The organism is Phytohabitans aurantiacus (assembly GCF_027923225.1).
Taxonomy (GTDB): Bacteria; Actinomycetota; Actinomycetes; order Mycobacteriales; family Micromonosporaceae; genus Phytohabitans; species Phytohabitans aurantiacus.
Genome location: NZ_BSDI01000013.1, coordinates 217,096 through 234,792, shown reverse-complemented (window position 1 = coordinate 234,792; position 17,697 = coordinate 217,096). Strand labels below are relative to the sequence as shown.

The window sequence follows — 17,697 nt, the reverse complement described above, 5'->3', positions numbered from 1 at the left end:
GGGGTTCTTTTTCCGGACCGTATCAGCCGTGTTTGGTACAGAAACCGTTGACCGGGTCACCTGTGCCGGTCCACACGTAGACATCGCTGACCCAACTGCCGTCGGTGAGCTTGTTCCACAGGTCACTGGTGTATCCGTCGCGACCGGTGTGCGTGGTGCCGCGCGCCGAGCAAGCGATCGTGACGGTGTCGCCGTCGGCCACGGTGCCCGCCACGGCGTACGCGATGCCCGGGCCGGCGCGGCGGTTGAGCGTACTGCCGCCATCGGTGTCGACGATGCCCTGCGTGAGGCCGAGCGCCCCGTAGTTGCGCAGGCTGCCACCCACGGCGACCTGCTCCGAACCGTGCCGGGCGGCCCCGCTGTACGCCCGTCCGGTATCGATGATCACCCACTTGCCGAACGCGTGCCGGTCGATCTCGACATACTGCCCGTCGCGCCGCAACGAGAAGTGCACATGCTTGCCGCTCGAACGCCCGCCACACGAGACGTCGTTGCCGATGTTGCCCAGGAACGCGCCCTCGGCGACCCTGGTCCCGTTCGGCCGAATGTTGCCTTCGAGGTGGTAGTAATCGGTGGCGAGGCCCCGATCGTGCACCACGCGCACCCAACCCTTGCCAGACCTGCACATCGTGTACGCGAGACCGCCGCGCGCCGCGAGCACCCTGCCGTCGCCGCCAGCCAGGTCGATCGAGCTGCGGGCGCCGCCACTCATCGGGTGCGGACCACCCGTGTACCGCCACGTCTGACCGATCGCGAACGGCAGCCGCATGCCGGTGCGACGGTCGGTACCCTCGGTCCTGTCTCCGAGGGTGCGGCGTTCGTCTCCACTGAGGATCGTCGCGTCCCCGCTCAACGTGGCAAACTGCGGCTCGCCTTCCAAAGCCACCCGCCAGCGCCCTTGCTCGCGGTGCGCGACAAAGAGCCACCCGTCCGGGTACTCCTCGCCAGCCACCATGCGGACGGCGGTACCAAACCCCCACTCGACGTTGCTGCGCGCGATCGTGACCTCCCCACCCGGCACGCGGGCGCGGACGGCGGCGGCAAGATCGGGTGCCGACGCGGCAGGGTCAGGTGGTGCCGCGAGCGGCGTCGTGGGCGCGGCAACCAGGCCGAGTGCGAGAGCCGCGGCGGCGATTCGCATGCCCTCGATCATGAACAAATGGCGCCAATCGGTCACGCCACCACGCCGGTCAGACCTTTCCGCGTGCATACGCCCTTGATCGGTGGGGGCTTGGGGACGCGGAGGGTGAGGCCGCGGGAGCAGCGGTATGGAGCGCGACGAGCGTCGCGGTAGCCCAAAAGCTCTAAAGGCGTTCGGCGCGCTCTACGACGTTGGTCAGGAGCATGGCCCTTGTCATGGGGCCGATGCCGCCGGGCACGGGGGCCAGGGCGGCTGCCACCTCGGCCACGTCGGGGGCGACGTCGCCGGTGTATACGCCCTTGCCGTCTTCGCCGACGACCCGGGTGATGCCCACGTCGATGATGACGGCACCGGGGCGGATCATGTCGGCGGTCAGGACGCCCGGGACGCCCGCTGCGGCCACCACGATGTCGGCGCTTCGGGTGTGTGCGGCCAGGTCGCGCGTGCCGGTGTGGCACAGGGTCACGGTCGCGTTTTCGCTGCGGCGGGTCAGCAGCAGCCCGAGCGGCCGTCCCACGGTGGTGCCGCGCCCGATCACGGTCACGTTGGCGCCGCGCAGCGGCACGTCGTATCGGCGCAGCAGCTCGACGATGCCGCGCGGTGTGCACGGCAGCGGCCCGTCGTATCCGAGCACCAGCCGCCCCAGATTGACCGGGTGCAGGCCGTCGGCGTCCTTGTCGGGGTCGACGGCTTCCAGCACGCGCTGGGTGTCGATCTGCGACGGCAGCGGAAGCTGCACGATGTAGCCGTGGCAGGCGGGGTCGGCGTTGAGCTCGGCGACGACCTCGTCGACCTGCTGCTGCGTGGCGTCGGCGGGCAGGTCGCGGCGGATCGAGGCGATGCCCACCTCGGCGCAGTCGCGGTGCTTGCCGTCGACGTAGGCCCGGGAGCCCGGGTCGTCGCCCACCAGCACGGTGCCCAGCCCCGGAACGCGACCACGATTGGCGAGAGCCTTGACCCTCGCCCGCAGGTCTTCGCGGATCGCCGCCGCTGTTGCTTTACCGTCCAGGACTGTGGCCGTCACGCCGCAAATGGTCTCATAGTGAGCCGACGACGAAAGCCGAGGGACTGATGCACGCACGCGGGCTCATCGCTGGGATCACGCTCCCGCTCGCCGTGACGGCGACACTGACCGGCTGCGATCCGTTCGGGGGTGACGCCGCCAGCGAGGCGGCGCCCGGCACGGTACGGATCGGGATCACCGAGCCGCGCCACCTCCTGCCGTCGAACACCAACGACACCGATGGCTCCCAGGTGCTTGCCGCGCTGTTCACGCCGCTGGTCGGGTACGACGGGGACCATCGGGCGCAGCCGCTCGCCGCCGAGTCGATCAAGTCGACCGATCACAAGGTCTGGACGATCACGCTCAAGGACGGGTACACGTTCCACAATGGCGAGCCGGTGACCGCCGACAGTTACCTCAACGCCTGGAACTACGCGGCGTACGCACCCAACAACCAGGCCAACAGCTACTTCTTCGCGCGGATCACCGGGTACGCGGACACCCAGCCAGCCGACCCTGACGGCGGCGGGCCGGAGCCAGCGGCCGAGCCGAAGTCGCAGACGCTCTCCGGCCTCAAGAAGGTCGACGACCGCACCTTCCGGGTGACGCTTGCCGCACCGTTCACCGAGTTCCCGGCGATGCTCGGCGACACCGCCTTCTACCCGCTGCCGCAGGCCGCATGGCAGTCGCCCGGCGTGCTCAGCCCCGGGTTCGAGGACACCGTGGTGGGGCAGGGACCGTTCAAGCTCAAGGGCGCGTGGCGGCGCGGCGCGGCGATCGACCTGGAGCGGTACGAGGCGTATCCGGCCGAGAAGCCGAAGGTGCCAGCCGTGCGGTTCCAGCCCTACGACCAGCTCAGCGCCGCGTACGGTGACCTGATCGGGGGCGATCTCGACGTGCTGCGCACGGTGCCCGCCGAAAAGGTGGCGAGCGCTTCCAAAGATCTTGGCGACCGGTACGGCCACCAGGTCGACTCGACACTGCAGTTTCTCGCGTTCCCGATGTACCAGCAGGAGTTCGCCAATCCGGACGTCCGCGCGGCGATCTCCAAGGCCCTCGACCGGAACGCGATCTTCCCGGACGGGCAACCGGCGCGTGCCTTCGTCCCGCCGGTCGTGGCCGGGTATCGGGAGGACAGCTGTGGGCTGGCCTGCCAGTTCGACGCCGCGGCGGCCAAGAGCCTGTATACCGAGGCGGGCGGCCCGGCGAAGCTCCAGATCACGTACAACGAAGACGGCGGCCACGGCTCCTGGGTCGAAGCCACCTGCGCCCAGCTCCGCACGAACCTGGGCGTCGAGTGTGCGCCCACAGCCGTGCCGCGCTTCGTCGACCTGCTGGACAAGGTGGCTCGGCGCCAGCCGGTGGGCCTGTTCCGGATGGGGTGGCCGATGGACTACCCGTCGATGGAGAGTTACCTCGGTCCGCTGTACTCGACGACCGGCTCGTCGAACTACTCCGGGTACAGCAACTCGCGCTTCGACGCCCTGGTCAACGAGGCCACGCAGGCAACCAGCGAGCCCGACATGATCAAGAAGTACCAGGAGGCGGAGGACGTGCTCGCGCAGGACATGCCGGTGATCCCGCTGCGGTTCGGCGAGATCCATTACGGCTGGTCGGCGGGGGTGCGCGGGGTGCAACTCGACGCGTTCGGCCGGGTTGACGTGCTGGCGCTCGAATCCACGGCCTGAGAGAGGAGCCGGGCGCCCGCGCGCCCGGCTCCCAGGGTTCCTAGTGGAAGAAGTGGCGGGTTCCGGTCAGGTACATCGTGATGCCGGCCGCCTTGGCCGCAGCGATGACCTCGTCGTCGCGCACCGAGCCGCCCGGCTGCACGACCGCGTGCACGCCCGCGTCGATCAGCACCTGGAGCCCGTCGGCGAACGGGAAGAACGCGTCGGACGCGGCCACCGATCCGGAGGCCCGGTCGCCAGCCCGCGACACCGCCAGCCGGGCCGAGTCGACCCGGTTCACCTGGCCCATGCCGACGCCCACGGTGGCGCCGCCGGACGCCAGCAGGATCGCGTTGCTCTTCACCGATCGCACGGTGCGCCACGCGAAGGTCAGATCGTCCAGGTCGCCCGGCTCACCCGACACGAGCTGCCAGGTGGCTGGGTCGTCACCGGAGGCGTCGACGCGGTCGATCATCTGCACCAGTACGCCGCCGCCGACCTGGCGCCACTCCGCGGGCAGCGGGTTCCACTCAGGAGCGACGAGCAGCCGCACGTTCTTCTTGCCGGACAGTACCTCCAGCGCACCCTCCTCATAGGACGGTGCCACCACGACCTCGGTGAAGATCTCCGCGACCTGCTCGGCCATCGCCACGCTGACCGGCCGGTTGACGGCGATCACGCCGCCGTACGCCGATACCGGGTCACAGGCGTGCGCCTTGCGGTGCGCCTCGGCCACGTCGACGCCGACCGCGATGCCGCACGGGTTGGCGTGCTTGATGATCGCGACACACGGTGCACTGTGGTCGTTGGCCGATCGCCAGGCCGCTTCGGCGTCGACGTAGTTGTTGTACGACATCTCCTTGCCGTGCAGCTGCTCGGCCTGCGCGAGCCCGGGCGGCGCGTCCGGATTGACGTACAGTGCCGCCTCCTGGTGCGGGTTCTCCCCGTACCGCAGCACGCTCGCCCGGCGCAGCGCGAGCCCCGCGAAGGCCGGCCAACCGTCCTCGTCGGGGTTGAGGGTCGACGCGCACCACTGCGCGACCGCCAGGTCGTACTCGGCGATCATCGCGAAGGCCCGAGCCGCGAGCGCGCGGCGCTGCGCGAGGGTGAGACCGCCGTCGAGGGCCGCCACGATGTCCGGGTACGCCGAGGGCGAGGTCACCACGGCTACCGAGGGGAAGTTCTTGGCGGCCGCCCGCACCATGGCCGGCCCGCCGATGTCGATCTGCTCGACACACTCGTCGACGCTCGCGCCCGACTCGATCGTCTCCTGGAACGGGTACAGGTTGGAGACGAGCAGGTCGAAGGGCTCGACACCCAACTGCTCCAGCTGAGCGGCGTGCGCGGGGAGGCGCAGGTCGGCGAGGAGCCCGGCATGCACCTTGGGGTGCAGCGTCTTGACGCGGCCGTCCAGGCACTCGGGAAAACCGGTCAGCTCCTCGACCCGGGTCACCGGGGCACCGGCCGCCTCGATGGCCGCCGCGGTCGAGCCGGTAGAAACGATCTGTACGCCGGCGCCGTGCAGCGCCCGTGCCAGGTCGGCGATGCCGGTCTTGTCGTACACGCTGACCAGAGCCCGCCGGATCGGACGGCGACCTTGCTCACTCACGGGATGGTGACCTTTCGTTCGTTGATGGTCCAGCCCTCGCGGACCAGGCGGCCGACCGCGTCGACAAGCTGGCGCCGCTCCGCTTCCTTGATGCGCTCGGTCAACGTCTCCTCGGTGTCGTCACCGAGCACCGGCACCGCGACCTGAGCGATGATCGGCCCGGTGTCGACGCCAGCGTCCACAAAGAACAGCGTCGCCCCGGCGACCTTGACGCCGTAGGCGAGGGCATCGCGCGGGCCGTGCATTCCCGGGAACGCGGGCAGCAGCGAGTTATGGGTGTTGATGTACCGGTCGCCGAAAGCCGCCAGGAACCGCTCACCGACGAGCTTCAGGAAGCCGGCCGAAATCACCAGATCGGGCTCGTAGCCGGCCACGTGCTCGGTCAGCACCCGATCCCAGTCGTCGCGGGTCGGATGCGCCTTGACGACGTCGACGAACGTGGGCACTCCCGAGGCGGCAGCACGGTCGAGACCAGCGATGCCGTCCCGATCGGCGCCGACAGCGACCACACGGGCGCCGTATCCGGGATCGGCGCACGCATCGAGCAGGGCCTGCAAATTGCTGCCCGAGCCGGATACAAGGACCACAAGACGAGCCGGTTCGCGCACGTCAGCACCCTACCGGCACCCCCGACAGTGGCGATGACCAGGTACGCTGCCGAACGCCTGGTTCTGGGGCTGAGGAGCGCACGGCACCTCGGAGACTCCAGGACCCGCGCGAGCGGAGCGAGCGCCAGCGACACAGCCCATTGACGACGAGGAGCACCAAATGCAGCCCGGCTATCCCGGCCAGGACCCGTACGGCCAACAGCCGAACGACCCGACGGCGCAGCCGCCGCAGTACGGGCAGCCGCAGCAGCAGCCCCCGCAGTATGGGCAGCCGCCGCAGCCGCCACAGTATGGGCAGCAGCCGTATGGCCAACCGCAGTACCAGGATCCCTACGCCGCACCGCAGCAGCAACCCGACCCGTACGGTCAGCAGCCCACCTCCGGCCAGCCGTACGGTCAGCCGACCTCGGGCCAGCCCTACGGCCAGCCCACCTCCGGCCAGCCCTATGGCCAGCCGACCTCCGGACAGCCCTACGGGCAGTACCCGACCGCGCCGAACTACGCCGGCGGCGGATACCAGGCACCTGGGCCGCAGGGACAGAACAACACGCTCGGCCTGATCGCCATGATCGTGGGCATCGTGTCGATTCCGATGGGCCTCTGCTGCGGCCTGTTCGGCCTCCCGCTGGGCATCGCGGCCGCCGTGATGGGTTATCTCGGCAAGCAGAAGGCCGAGCAGGGTCAGGCCAGCAATCTGGGTCAGGCGAAGGCCGGATTCATCTGCGGCCTCGTTGGCACAGGACTGGGCCTGCTCTCGTTCATCGTCGGCCTGGTAGCCAACGTCGGTTACAACTTCTGACCACGGTCTTGACGAGGCACTGATCAAACGCGAGCATCGTCAAGCCACAATGAACAAATAGGGGAGGAACAGAAACTTGACCACGCCTTATCCGCCGTCTGCCGCGCAGCCGGCCAACGACAAGACCACGCTCTTCGGCGTACTGGGCATCGTCTTCGCCCTGTGCTGCCCCATCGTGGGCATCATCTTCTCGGCGCTTTCCCTGAACGCCGCCAAGAAGGCAGGAAAGCCGCAGACGCTCGCGATCATCGGTTTCGTCGTCGCGGCGCTTTCCATCATCGTCGGCATCATTGTTCAGGTCAGCGCGCGAAGCTGAGTCCAGCTTCTCCACGGCCGAGGCGCCCACCCCATCGCGGGAGGGCGCCTCGATTGTTTCCCCGTTTCGTGAGCAGGCCAGCTTCGTGGGCGGGCCGGCTTCGTGGGCGGGCCGGCTTCGTGACGGGCCGGCTTCGTGACGGGCCGGCTTCCCTACGGGCCGGCTTCGCTACGGGCCGGCTTCGCTACGGGTGGGCGAAGATGCGGGTGGCGGCCGCTCCGATCAGCGTGCCCACCGCGACCACCAAGGCAGCCACCGCCGCCACGTGCCAGGCGACCGGGCCGATCTGTGCCAGCCTCCCGTCGCCCAGCGGTCCACCAGAGACCACAGCCGCCGCGCCGAGCAGCAGGCCGGCCACCGGACCAGCCAGCGCCGCCGCACCGAGTACGACGGGCCAGCGAGCCGCTTGAGCCGGGCGGTCCGCCCGCAGCTTGCGGCGAGTGAGCAGCCATCCGGCGACCATGCCGGCCACGACCGGTACGGCCAGCATCGCGGCCCCGTAGCCACCGATCGGCCCTTCTGGCAGGCCGGCGAAGATTGGTACCGCCGGGAGCGCGCCGACCGACACCTCGGTGGTGCGGACGGCGGTGTCGGTGCCGACCGCGAATCCGGGTCCGAGCAGGTACGCGGCTGCCCAGACGGCGGCGTTCGGGGCGTACGCGATGCTGATCAGCGTGATGCCGGTCTGACCGGCCACCCCGGTTCGGTACGCGCCAATCATGTCGCTCGCGCTGCCGCCGCCGAGCGCCACGGACAGCCCCGCGATGCCAGCGCCCGCCGCGAGCACCAAGACCGCGGCCACCACACCCGTGCGGATAGCGTCGCGCAGGACCGGTGAGAGCCGCCGGACCACGACCCGGAGCGCCCCGCTGGCCCGGAGCGCGCCGACCAGCGCCGCCAGGGCACCGAACAGCGCAAACGTGAACCCGGCCCGGGCCGGCGACGCGGACAGCCCACCGCCGTCCAGGATGAGAGCGGCGATCGCGCCGAGCACCCCGTACCCGATGCCGATCGTGCCCGCGACGGCGAGTGCCTGCGCCGGTGAGCCGCGATGCCGGGCTCCGATCGCGCGCGTGACGTGTACCCCAGCGCGCGCGACCCGCCACGCGGCGAGCACCGCCAAGGCGAGTGGCGCGAGCCCGAGGGTGCCGGCGGCGGTGTCGAGCGGTACGCCGTGGCCGAGAAGCCAACCGGCGAGGCCGAGCCGCGCCGCGCCGCCGATCGAGGCAGCGCCCTCGGTGAGCTGGGCCAGCCCCATGACGACGGCGACCGGCAGGTACGAGACGACGGCGGCCCAGACCGTGGCGGCCGCAGCGGCAACCACCAGGGGCGCCCGGCGCGGCTTGCCACCGCGCGCGCCGCCGGTCCGCTGCTGAGGCAGGCGTACAGTCTCCCGATTGGCCATCGGGTCTCGCACGGTGATGCGCACCGTCTCCCTGGTGTCCGGGGCGCCCGGGTCGGGCTGGTCAGGGGTGGTCGCTGGCATCAGCCCCTACTTTGGCACGCCAGCCGGCCAGGGAGATGGCGACACCACCGTCGATCATGGTGTTCGTTGCCCGATATGCGGACATTTCAGGGCGATTCTCGCTAGCCTCTGCCCAAGGACCTACAAATGCGGAGGCCAATGTGAGCGCACCGTACCCACCGCCGGCGGCCGCACCCTCGAACGACCGGACCACACTCTGGGGCGTACTCGGCATCGTCATCGGCCTGATCTGCTGTCCCGTGATCGGCGTCATCTTCGGCGCCCTGTCGATCCGCGACGCCAAGCGGGTCGGCAAATCGCCGGTACTGGGCTGGGTGGCGATCGCCCTGAGCGTCCTGAGCCTGGTCGGCAACGGCATCTTCTGGGCCTCCCGCAACTAGCCCGCTCGCACGCCTTCCCCACTCGTCGCCGCACCGCTCGTCGCTACTCTCTGGCGTCGATACGCTCCGCGCCGTCGCTCTTCCGCGCCGATCAAGAGCCCTGGCCCTTCGAGCCACCCGCAGGCGGGTGAAAGAGGGCAAACCAGCCCCCGCCCGTCCTCTCTCCCGGCGGCGCCGCCCGCCGGGTGACGGCGTGTCGCCACGCCCGACGCGCCGATCAAGGGCGAACGCACGTGGTTGTATCTCTTCTCCGCGCACGTCCGCCCCCAGGCCAGCCCAGCACGGCGTGTCGCCACGCCGCTTCCGCCGATCAAGGACGAATGCACGTGGTTGGATCTCTTTTCGCATGCATTCGCCCTTGATCGATGGAGATCTCCTTGATCGACGCGGCTGCGTCGCGCCTCTATGCGCCTTCCGCGCCGCCGCGGGGGCCGCACCGCGCCGGGCTGCAGCGGGCCGGACGGGCCGCGCTGGTCCAGACCGCGCCAGGCCAGCCCATGCCGCGCCCGGACCACGCTGGCCTGACCACGCTGGCGGGAGCCGCGCCGGCTGGGGCCACGCGGCGTGCGCGGTGCTTGGCCTCGGCGCTCCGATACCGCAGGTTCGGGGAAATCGCGGCCTCACGCCGCCTCGGATACCGCAAGTTCAGGGAAAACGCGGCCTCACGCCGCGTCTGATGCCGCAAGCTCGGGGAAAACGCGCGATCCCGCCGATGCACACCCGCCACCCGCCGGCGCCGACACCCAGGACCCGCCGTGCGGCGGGTGTCGGAGTCCTTGAAGGGCCGACCACACTTCGCGCCGCAATCACCGCGCGTCGCCAGGACCTCGATCAAGGGCCCTTGCACGGATCAAGGGCAAACGCACGCGGATCGGAGATCGAACCACGTGCGTTTGCCCTTGATCGACGGCAAACGCGCGGCGCGCAACGAGCGACGCGCGGAGTGCGAGCGCCCCTCGGGCGGTACTAGAAGCGGTACTAGAACAGGGAGCGCATCAGCCGGGCGGTCTCGGACGGCGTCTTGCCGACCTTGACGCCAGCAGCCTCCAGCGCGACCTTCTTCGCGTCGGCCGTACCGGATGAGCCGGAGATGATCGCACCAGCGTGGCCCATGGTCTTGCCGGGCGGGGCGGTGAAGCCGGCGATGTAGCCGACCACCGGCTTGGTCACGTTGGCCTTGATGAAGTCGGCGGCCCGCTCCTCAGCGTCGCCACCGATCTCGCCGATCATGACGATCGCGTCGGTCTCCGGATCGTCCTGGAACGCGGCCAGCGCGTCGATGTGCGTCGTGCCGATGACCGGGTCGCCGCCGATGCCGACGCAGGTGGAGAATCCGATGTCCCGCAGTTCGTACATCATCTGGTAGGTCAGCGTGCCGCTCTTGCTGACCAGGCCGATCCGGCCCGCGCCGGTGATGTCGGCCGGGATGATGCCGGCGTTCGAGGCGCCCGGCGACGCGATGCCCGGACAGTTTGGCCCGATGATGCGGGTCTTGTTGCCCTTTGCCTTGTCATAGGCCCAGAAGGCCGCCGTGTCGTGCACCGGGATGCCCTCCGTGATGACCACGGCCAGCGGGATCTCGGCGTCGACCGCCTCCACCACCGCGGCCTTGGAGAACGCCGGCGGCACGAAGATCACGGTGACGTCCGCGCCGGTCTCGCGCATCGCGTCGGCCACGCCGCCGAAGACCGGCAGCGCCGTACCGTCGAAGTCGACCGTCTGGCCCGCCTTGCGCGGGTTGACGCCGCCCACCACGTGGGTGCCGGCGGCGAGCATCCGCCGGGTGTGCTTGGAGCCCTCGGAACCGGTCATCCCTTGCACGATGACCTTCGAGTCCTTGGTCAGCCAGATTGCCATGATCAGACCCCCACGGCCGCGAGCTCGGCGGCGCGCTTGGCCGCTCCATCCATTGTGTCCACCCGCTGTACGAGTGGGTTGGCCGCGCTGTCGAGAATGGCACGCCCGACCTCGGCGTTGTTGCCGTCGAGCCGCACCACGAGCGGCTTGGAGACCTGCTCACCGCGCTGCTCGAGCAGGCTCAACGCCTGCACGATCCCGTTGGCGACCTCGTCGCACGCGGTGATGCCGCCGAAGACGTTGACGAAGACGCTCCTGACAGCCGGGTCGGAGAGCACGATCTCCAGCCCGTTGGCCATCACGGCCGCGCTGGCGCCGCCGCCGATGTCGAGGAAGTTGGCCGGTTTGACGCCGCCGAACTCCTCGCCGGCGTACGCGACCACGTCGAGCGTGGACATGACCAGACCCGCGCCGTTGCCGATGATGCCGACCTCGCCGTCGAGCTTGACGTAGTTGAGGTCCTTTTCCTTGGCGCGCTGCTCCAGCGGGTCGACGGCTGCCTGGTCGACCAGTGCCTCGTGGTCGGGGTGGCGGAAGTCGGCGTTGGCGTCGAGCGTCACCTTGGCGTCGAGGCAGAGGACCCGGCCTTCCGGCGTACGGGCCAGCGGGTTCACCTCGACGAGCGTGGCGTCTTCGGCGATGAACGCCTGCCACAGCTTGACCGCGATCGCGGCCACCTGGTCGGCGACGTCGGCGGGGAAGCCGGCCGCTGCCACGATCTCGCGGGCCTTCGCGTCGTCGACACCCTCGTTCGCGTCGATCGCGATCTTGGCGACCTTGTCCGGCGCCTCCTCGGCGACCTGCTCGATCTCCATGCCGCCCGCGACGCTCGCGATGCACAGGAACGTGCGGTTCGCTCGGTCCAGCAGGTACGAGAAGTAGTACTCCTCGGCGATGTCGGCGGTCACGGTGAGCATCACCTTGTGGACCGTGTGGCCCTTGATGTCCATGCCCAGGATGTTGGTGGCGTGAGCCACCGCCTCCTCGGCATTCTCGGCGAGCTTGACGCCGCCCGCCTTGCCGCGTCCCCCGACCTTCACCTGAGCCTTGACGACCACCCGTCCGCCAAGCCGCTCGGCGATCGCGCGGGCCTCCTCCGGGGTCGTGGCGACGCCGCCGGACAACACGGGCAGGCCATGCCGCTCGAACAGCTCACGCCCCTGGTACTCGTACAGATCCAACTTCAGCTCCCAGAAGGACGGCACCTAGGGTGAGAAAATAGGTTGATTGCCGGCAGCCTAGCGACCAAAGTACCGCCGGCAACGGAGCGGGTGCGCGGTGTGCGCTAATGCACAGTGCCGCTGGCGCCAGACGATCAATTCCAAGAGATATCGAGCTACCGCGACGTCCGTCGCGGCACAGACCGTAGCTCCCGCGGCCTCACCCTCCGCGGCTTCAAGACCGTCGCTGACGCCTAGGGCCTGTTTCATAAGGGCATGGCCGGCCTGCGGCGGACCCAGACGACGACCGGCGCGATCGCCTCCGACGGCAACCAGATCGCTTGTCCGCGGGTGGGCCGCGTCTTGATCCAGAGAGCGCAGCCGATGATGGCGAGACCCGCGAGCACCTCGCCGCTGCCGACGGCGGGTAGGCAGCCGATCACGAGGGCGAGGACCAGGCTGCTGGTCTGGGGTGGGGCCGTCACGGGAGCAGAGCGCACGACACCAGGGAATCTTTTTCCGCCGGCCGCGTAACCCCCGGTGAAGGGCATCGTTGAGTCAGATGTCTGAGCGATACAGCAGACAGCAAAAGCGGCCGATGCCCTGTCGGTCGAGGGGTGGCGGCGGGGCATCGTGCATAGAGAGGCCGGACGTGTGAGGGGTGCGTCCGGCCTCTCCCCTTTTCGCAACCGTGAGTGATGCTAACCAACGGGTTGAGTTACGTTCGCCCGTACCCATTCCACGATGGCCTGCGTCGTAGCGCCCGGGGTAAATATCTTCGCCACGCCCATCTGACTCAGTTCTGGAATGTCGGCGTCCGGAATAATGCCGCCGCCAAACACCACGATGTCGCCGGCGCCACGCTCTCCCAGCAGGTCAAGCACGCGCCTGAAGAGCGTCATGTGCGCACCGGAGAGTACGGAGAGGCCGACCGCGTCGGCGTCCTCCTGGATGGCGGTCTCCACGATCTGCTCGGGCGTCTGGTGGAGTCCGGTGTAGATGACCTCCATGCCGGCGTCGCGCAGCGCACGCGCTACCACCTTGGCGCCCCGGTCGTGCCCGTCGAGGCCAGGCTTCGCGACGACCACTCGTATCCGAGAGCTCATGAGCACACACCTTCCGCGCCGCCGACACTACGCCTGAACGAACGGTAACTCGCCCGCCACACCCAGAAACATCGGACCCAGAAACTGTGGCAAGCATTTAGGACTGTCGGGTGTGTCACATGACCATCTGTAGTCGTTGATATAACGGAAAGCTACTAACGATGCCCCCCACAAATGGTTACGAAATCCGGCATTCCACAACGGACGGTGCGCCGTTCTGTAGCCAATTTGGCCGTCCGGCTTGTGACACGCCCAGGGTTTAGTTACCGTGGCCCACGGTTGTCATCCCGGTCCCCGCCGGATGGCGACGCGGCCAGACAGCGTTCACCCCCCATTTAGACGCTGCATCGGCCGCCTAAGACCGACAACGGAGGGTGTGCGTGCGTCAGCGCCTGTCGTCTGAGCCGGACCGATATCGCGGTCGTCGCCGCGTACCCACACCTCCGCGCAGCCGTTATGCCGCGGTCGTCACCACCGCGTTCGTCGGAGCGGGTTTCGTCGCACTAGGTGCCGCGGCCCTTCCAGACGCCAAGACGGTCGACCCGAGCGCGCTCGCCGATCTCGACCGCGCGGCAGCCTCGCAGGATCTCGCAGACCGCGCCGCAGACGCCGACCGCGCGTCGCGTGACGATCGCTCCGCCACGACCGCCGGCCAAGAAGCCGCCGACGTCTGGCTGCTGCCTCTGCAGGACTACCAGTTCACCTCGCCGTACGGCATGCGCTGGGGTCAGCTGCACGCCGGCGTCGACCTGGCCGCACCCGAGGGCACGCCCTACAAGGCGGTAGCCGACGGCACGGTGAAGCTGGCCCAGTACTACGGCGGCTACGGCTACGCCGTCATCGTCGACCACGGCAACGGCGTCGAGACCATCTACGGCCACTCCCAGAAGGTTCTCGTCAAAGCCGGGCAGCAGGTGAAGGCCGGCGACACGCTCGGCCTAGTGGGTAACACCGGTCACTCGTACGGAAGCCACCTGCATCTCGAGGTGCATGTCAACGGCGAGCCCCGCGACCCGATCCCGTGGTTCCGCGATCGCCAAGCGGACATCAAGCTGCAAGTCGACTCAATTTTTGCCGGCGTGACGGCTCAATAACTCCCTGTAGCGTCCCGTAACCGCCCATGCCTCGTGGCATGGGCGGTTTTTGCACCTCAGAGGCGTCACAAAGTTTCCCCCGTCACAGTCACAAAAGTGGCCTAGACCACATTCGACTACGCACCGTTACTAGACTAAACCGGCATAAAAGCGGACTGGGCCCTGGGTGTGTCCGCACACCTCTGGGTTCCCCCTTACCCGTGGTTACGAAGCGGCACACCAACATTTCCGGGTCCGTGTCGCACAACCACGGAGGTCCCCCCTCGTGCAGGAAAGCAAGTTCCCCCATATCCGGGCGCGCGCAGACGTCGCCCGGCACCGGGTCCGTGGCCGCCTCGCCGGTCGGGCCCGCCTCGCCGTACCGGCGACCGTGCTCGCGGTCGGCGCCGGCCTGGCCGGCATTTCCGCAGCGGTCGCCGGCGGCCCCACGGAGGCACCGGTGACGGCCGCTGTCGCCGCGGACCAGCAGGCCCGCACCGAAGCCGCGCAGCGGGCCGACCGCGCGGAGCGGGCAGCCACTCAGACCACACCGGCCACCCCCGCCCAGCCGGCGCCCACCACGGCCGCGCCGAAGGCCGCCCCGACCACCCCCGCGGCGCCCAAGACCACCACCGCTGCCCCCAAGAAGGTCACCCCCGCCTGGGTCAGCCCGATGCCGGGTGCGGCGACCACATCGTGCTTCGGCCAACGCTGGGGGGTGCTCCACGCGGGCGTCGACCTGGCGGCCGACGCCGGTACCCCGATCCACGCGGTCGGCGCCGGCACCGTCGTCGCCGCCGGCTGGGCGTACAGCGGGTACGGGATCTCGGTGGTCATCGACCACGGCAACGGGTACCTGACCCACTACGCGCACCAGTCCAGGGTGGCGGTCAAGGTCGGCCAGAAGGTCGCGGTCGGCCAGGTCATCGGGTACGAAGGCTCGACCGGTGACTCGACGGGCCCGCACCTGCACTTCGAGGTACACCAAGGCGCCCTGTGGAACCAGATCAACCCGGCGCCGTGGCTGAAGGCGCGCGGCATCGCGGTCTCCTGCTGAACCCCCCGATCGCTCCTCCCCACGCACCGGTGGGGAGGAGCGACGGGTCAGAGCTTTTCGATCGGCGCATGCCGGAGCACGATCCACATCACCTGGTCGCCAAAGTCGACCTTCGCCTGGGTGCGCGCGCCGTATCCCTCGACCTCCAGCACCCGGCCCAGCCCGTAGCGCTGGTGGTTGATCCTGTCGCCGGCCGCGACGCTCGGCACCTGTGGCAGATCGCCCGCTGTGGCCAGCTTGCTGCCGTCGATGCCAAGCCGCTCGGCGATCCGGGCCGCCTTGGCCGTGCCGCCCGTGAACTGCTGCCGCTCCGAACGGCCACTGCCGATCCCGCCGCCGGTGCCTGACCACGACGTATACGCCGACTCGGTGCGCTCCCAGCGCACCAGCTCCACCGGCAACTCGTCGACGAACCGGGACACCGGGTTGTACTGCGGCTGCCCCCACGCCGACCGGGTCATCGCGCGGGACAGGTAGAGCCGCTGACGAGCCCGCGTGATGCCCACGTAGGCCAGGCGCCGCTCCTCTTCCAGCTCGCGGTTGTCGCCGAGCGAGCGCAGGTGCGGGAACACGCCGTCTTCGAGCCCGGTCAGGAACACCACCGGGAACTCCAGGCCCTTGGCGGTGTGCAGGGTCATCAGGGTGACCACGCCCTGGTGGTTGGGATCGTCGGTGGGCACCTGGTCGGCGTCGGCCACCAGCGCCACCTGCTCCAGGAACCCGACCAGCGTGGCGGTCTCGTCTTGCGACTCGATCCGCTCGGTGTATTCGCGGGCCACGCTCACCAGCTCTTGCAGGTTTTCGACACGGCCGGCGTCTTGGGGGTCGAGGCTCTCCTCCAGCTCCGCCAGGTAACCCGAACGCTGGAGCACCGCCTCCAGTACCTCTTCGGGAGGAGCGGTCGCGGCGAGTTCGCGTACCGCATCCATCAGCGCGACGAAGTCGGCGATGCCGTTGGCCGCGCGCGACGAGATGCCCGGCGCTTCGCCGGCGCGGCGTAGCGCCGCGCCGAATGAGATGCGGTCGCGAGTGGACAGCGCCTCGACGCACGCCTCGGCCCGATCTCCGATGCCGCGACGCGGCGTGTTGAGGATGCGCCGGATGCTCACCGTGTCGTCGTCGTTGATCACGGCCCGCAGGTAGGCCAGGGCGTCGCGCACCTCCTTGCGCTCGTAGAACCGGACCCCGCCGACGACCTTGTAGGGCAGGCCGACCCGGATGAACACCTCTTCGAAGACGCGGGACTGCGCGTTGGTGCGGTAGAACACCGCCACGTCGCCGGGGCGAGCTTCGTTTGCGTCGCACAGCCGGTCGATCTCGCGGGCCACCCAGTCGGCCTCGGCGTGCTCGGTGTCGGCGACGTATCCGACGATCTGCTCCCCCAACCCCTCCTCGCTCCACAGCCGCTTGGGCTTGCGCGAGGTGTTGCGGTCGATGACCGCGTTGGCGGCGTTGAGGATTGTTTGCGTGGAGCGGTAATTCTGCTCCAGCAGGATCGTGCGGGCGTTGGGGAAGTCGCGCTCGAACTCGAGGATGTTGCGGATCGTGGCGCCACGGAACGCGTAGATGGACTGGTCAGCGTCGCCAACCACGCACAGCTCACCCGGCTCGAGCTCCGGCGTGCCGCCCACCAGCTCCTTGATGAGCACGTACTGCGCGTGGTTGGTGTCCTGGTACTCGTCGACAAGCACGTGCCGGAACCGCCGCCGATATGTCTCGGCGACGTGCGGGTGCCCTTGGAACAGGTGCACGGTGGTCATGATGAGATCGTCGAAGTCGAGCGCGTGCGCCTCGCCGAGCCGCCGCTGATAGAGCGTGTATGCCTCGGCGAGCGCCCGCTCGTTGGGCCCCTTCGCGCGACCGGCGAACTCCTCCGGGTCGATCAGCTCGTTTTTCAGGTTCGACACCTGTGCGGCGAGCCCGCGCGCCGGATACCGCTTCGGGTCAAGATCGAGCTCGCGCGCCACCATCTGCATCAGGCGCCGCGAGTCGTCAGCGTCGTAGATGGAGAAGCTGGACTTGAGCCCGGCGTGCTCGTGCTCGGCCCGCAGGATCCGCACGCACGCCGAGTGGAACGTGGACACCCACATCAACCGCGCCCGACCGCCCACCAGCGCGGCCACCCGCTCCTTCATCTCACCGGCGGCCTTGTTGGTAAAGGTGATCGCGATGATCTGGCCCGGGTGCACATCGCGCGCGCCGAGCAGGTAGGCGATGCGGTTGGTGAGCACGCGGGTCTTGCCGGAGCCCGCACCAGCCACGATCAGCAGCGGGGAACCGGCGTGCACAACCGCCTCGCGCTGGGGACCGTTGAGGCCCTCCAACAGCTTTTCCGGATCGGGCCTGCGGCTGCGCCGCGCCTTGGAATCGGCGGGCTCCGCGGTTGGGGTGTCAAAGAGTGTCTGCATCGCAGAGCGAGTCTATGCCCGCCCACC

General features: G+C 69.3%; 16 protein-coding genes. 6 read left to right on the top strand and 10 right to left on the bottom strand.

Annotated features, from left to right (window positions below; all coding sequences use genetic code 11):
* Positions 1-22 precede the first annotated feature (22 nt).
* Both QMG73_RS16590 and QMG73_RS16585 read right to left on the bottom strand, forming a co-directional pair.
* Positions 23-1,141 carry a M23 family metallopeptidase gene (locus QMG73_RS16590; protein ID WP_281896465.1) on the bottom strand — a complete coding sequence of 373 codons (1,119 nt, stop codon included), beginning with the start codon at positions 1,139-1,141 and terminating at the stop codon, positions 23-25.
* Between the two features lie 163 nt (positions 1,142-1,304).
* Positions 1,305-2,165: a bifunctional methylenetetrahydrofolate dehydrogenase/methenyltetrahydrofolate cyclohydrolase gene (locus QMG73_RS16585; protein ID WP_281896463.1), complete on the bottom strand. Its 861-nt coding sequence runs from the start codon at positions 2,163-2,165 to the stop codon at positions 1,305-1,307.
* Positions 2,166-2,212: 47 nt separating this feature from the next.
* On the opposite strand from QMG73_RS16585, the gene QMG73_RS16580 reads away from it, so the two are divergent.
* Positions 2,213-3,832 (top strand): peptide ABC transporter substrate-binding protein, encoded by a 1,620-nt coding sequence (locus QMG73_RS16580; RefSeq protein ID WP_281896461.1) that lies wholly within the window; start codon positions 2,213-2,215, stop codon positions 3,830-3,832.
* A 40-nt stretch (positions 3,833-3,872) separates the two neighbouring features.
* Here the strand turns inward: QMG73_RS16580 and purH are convergent, their stop codons facing one another.
* Positions 3,873-5,420, bottom strand: coding sequence for a bifunctional phosphoribosylaminoimidazolecarboxamide formyltransferase/IMP cyclohydrolase (purH, locus tag QMG73_RS16575; RefSeq protein WP_281896459.1), 1,548 nt, complete (start codon positions 5,418-5,420; stop codon positions 3,873-3,875).
* Positions 5,417-6,028, bottom strand: a complete 612-nt coding sequence (gene purN / locus QMG73_RS16570) for a phosphoribosylglycinamide formyltransferase (RefSeq protein ID WP_281896456.1) — start codon at positions 6,026-6,028, stop codon at positions 5,417-5,419. The genes purH and purN overlap by 4 nt, the downstream gene beginning before the upstream one ends.
* Before the next feature lie 160 nt (positions 6,029-6,188).
* On the opposite strand from purN, the gene QMG73_RS16565 reads away from it, so the two are divergent.
* Positions 6,189-6,827 (top strand): hypothetical protein, encoded by a 639-nt coding sequence (locus tag QMG73_RS16565; protein ID WP_281896454.1) that lies wholly within the window; start codon positions 6,189-6,191, stop codon positions 6,825-6,827.
* Between the two features lie 76 nt (positions 6,828-6,903).
* Positions 6,904-7,143 (top strand): hypothetical protein, encoded by a 240-nt coding sequence (locus QMG73_RS16560; RefSeq protein WP_281896453.1) that lies wholly within the window; start codon positions 6,904-6,906, stop codon positions 7,141-7,143.
* Positions 7,144-7,327: 184 nt separating this feature from the next.
* Here the strand turns inward: QMG73_RS16560 and QMG73_RS16555 are convergent, their stop codons facing one another.
* Positions 7,328-8,629 carry a cell division protein PerM gene (locus tag QMG73_RS16555; protein ID WP_407676809.1) on the bottom strand — a complete coding sequence of 434 codons (1,302 nt, stop codon included), beginning with the start codon at positions 8,627-8,629 and terminating at the stop codon, positions 7,328-7,330.
* A 140-nt stretch (positions 8,630-8,769) separates the two neighbouring features.
* Here QMG73_RS16555 and QMG73_RS16550 point away from each other — a divergent pair, with 140 nt between their 5' ends.
* Entirely contained in the window at positions 8,770-9,009 is a 240-nt protein-coding gene (locus QMG73_RS16550) for a hypothetical protein (protein WP_281896451.1), read from the top strand.
* Positions 9,010-9,987: 978 nt separating this feature from the next.
* Here QMG73_RS16550 and sucD read toward each other — a convergent pair.
* The 4 genes from sucD to QMG73_RS16530 all read right to left on the bottom strand — a co-directional run bounded on the left by sucD (position 9,988) and on the right by QMG73_RS16530 (position 13,132).
* On the bottom strand, positions 9,988-10,866 hold the full coding sequence (gene sucD, locus QMG73_RS16545) for a succinate--CoA ligase subunit alpha (protein WP_281896449.1): 879 nt from the start codon (positions 10,864-10,866) through the stop codon (positions 9,988-9,990).
* A gap of 2 nt (positions 10,867-10,868) precedes the next feature.
* A complete protein-coding gene (sucC, locus tag QMG73_RS16540; protein WP_281896615.1) occupies positions 10,869-12,047 on the bottom strand; it encodes an ADP-forming succinate--CoA ligase subunit beta in 1,179 nt (392 codons plus the stop codon).
* 245 nt (positions 12,048-12,292) lie between these two features.
* Entirely contained in the window at positions 12,293-12,511 is a 219-nt protein-coding gene (locus QMG73_RS16535) for a hypothetical protein (protein WP_281896446.1), read from the bottom strand.
* Between the two features lie 216 nt (positions 12,512-12,727).
* The gene (locus QMG73_RS16530) at positions 12,728-13,132 is read right to left on the bottom strand and encodes a cobalamin B12-binding domain-containing protein (protein ID WP_281896445.1); all 405 of its coding nucleotides are present in this window, start codon (positions 13,130-13,132) and stop codon (positions 12,728-12,730) included.
* Between the two features lie 380 nt (positions 13,133-13,512).
* Here QMG73_RS16530 and QMG73_RS16525 point away from each other — a divergent pair, with 380 nt between their 5' ends.
* Positions 13,513-14,226, top strand: coding sequence for a M23 family metallopeptidase (locus QMG73_RS16525; RefSeq protein ID WP_281896442.1), 714 nt, complete (start codon positions 13,513-13,515; stop codon positions 14,224-14,226).
* Between the two features lie 265 nt (positions 14,227-14,491).
* Complete coding sequence (locus QMG73_RS16520) at positions 14,492-15,262, top strand: M23 family metallopeptidase (protein ID WP_281896440.1); 771 nt, start codon at positions 14,492-14,494, stop codon at positions 15,260-15,262.
* Positions 15,263-15,309: 47 nt separating this feature from the next.
* Here QMG73_RS16520 and pcrA read toward each other — a convergent pair whose 3' ends face one another.
* The gene (gene pcrA, locus QMG73_RS16515; protein ID WP_281896438.1) at positions 15,310-17,670 is read right to left on the bottom strand and encodes a DNA helicase PcrA; all 2,361 of its coding nucleotides are present in this window, start codon (positions 17,668-17,670) and stop codon (positions 15,310-15,312) included.
* Positions 17,671-17,697: the final 27 nt, after the last annotated feature.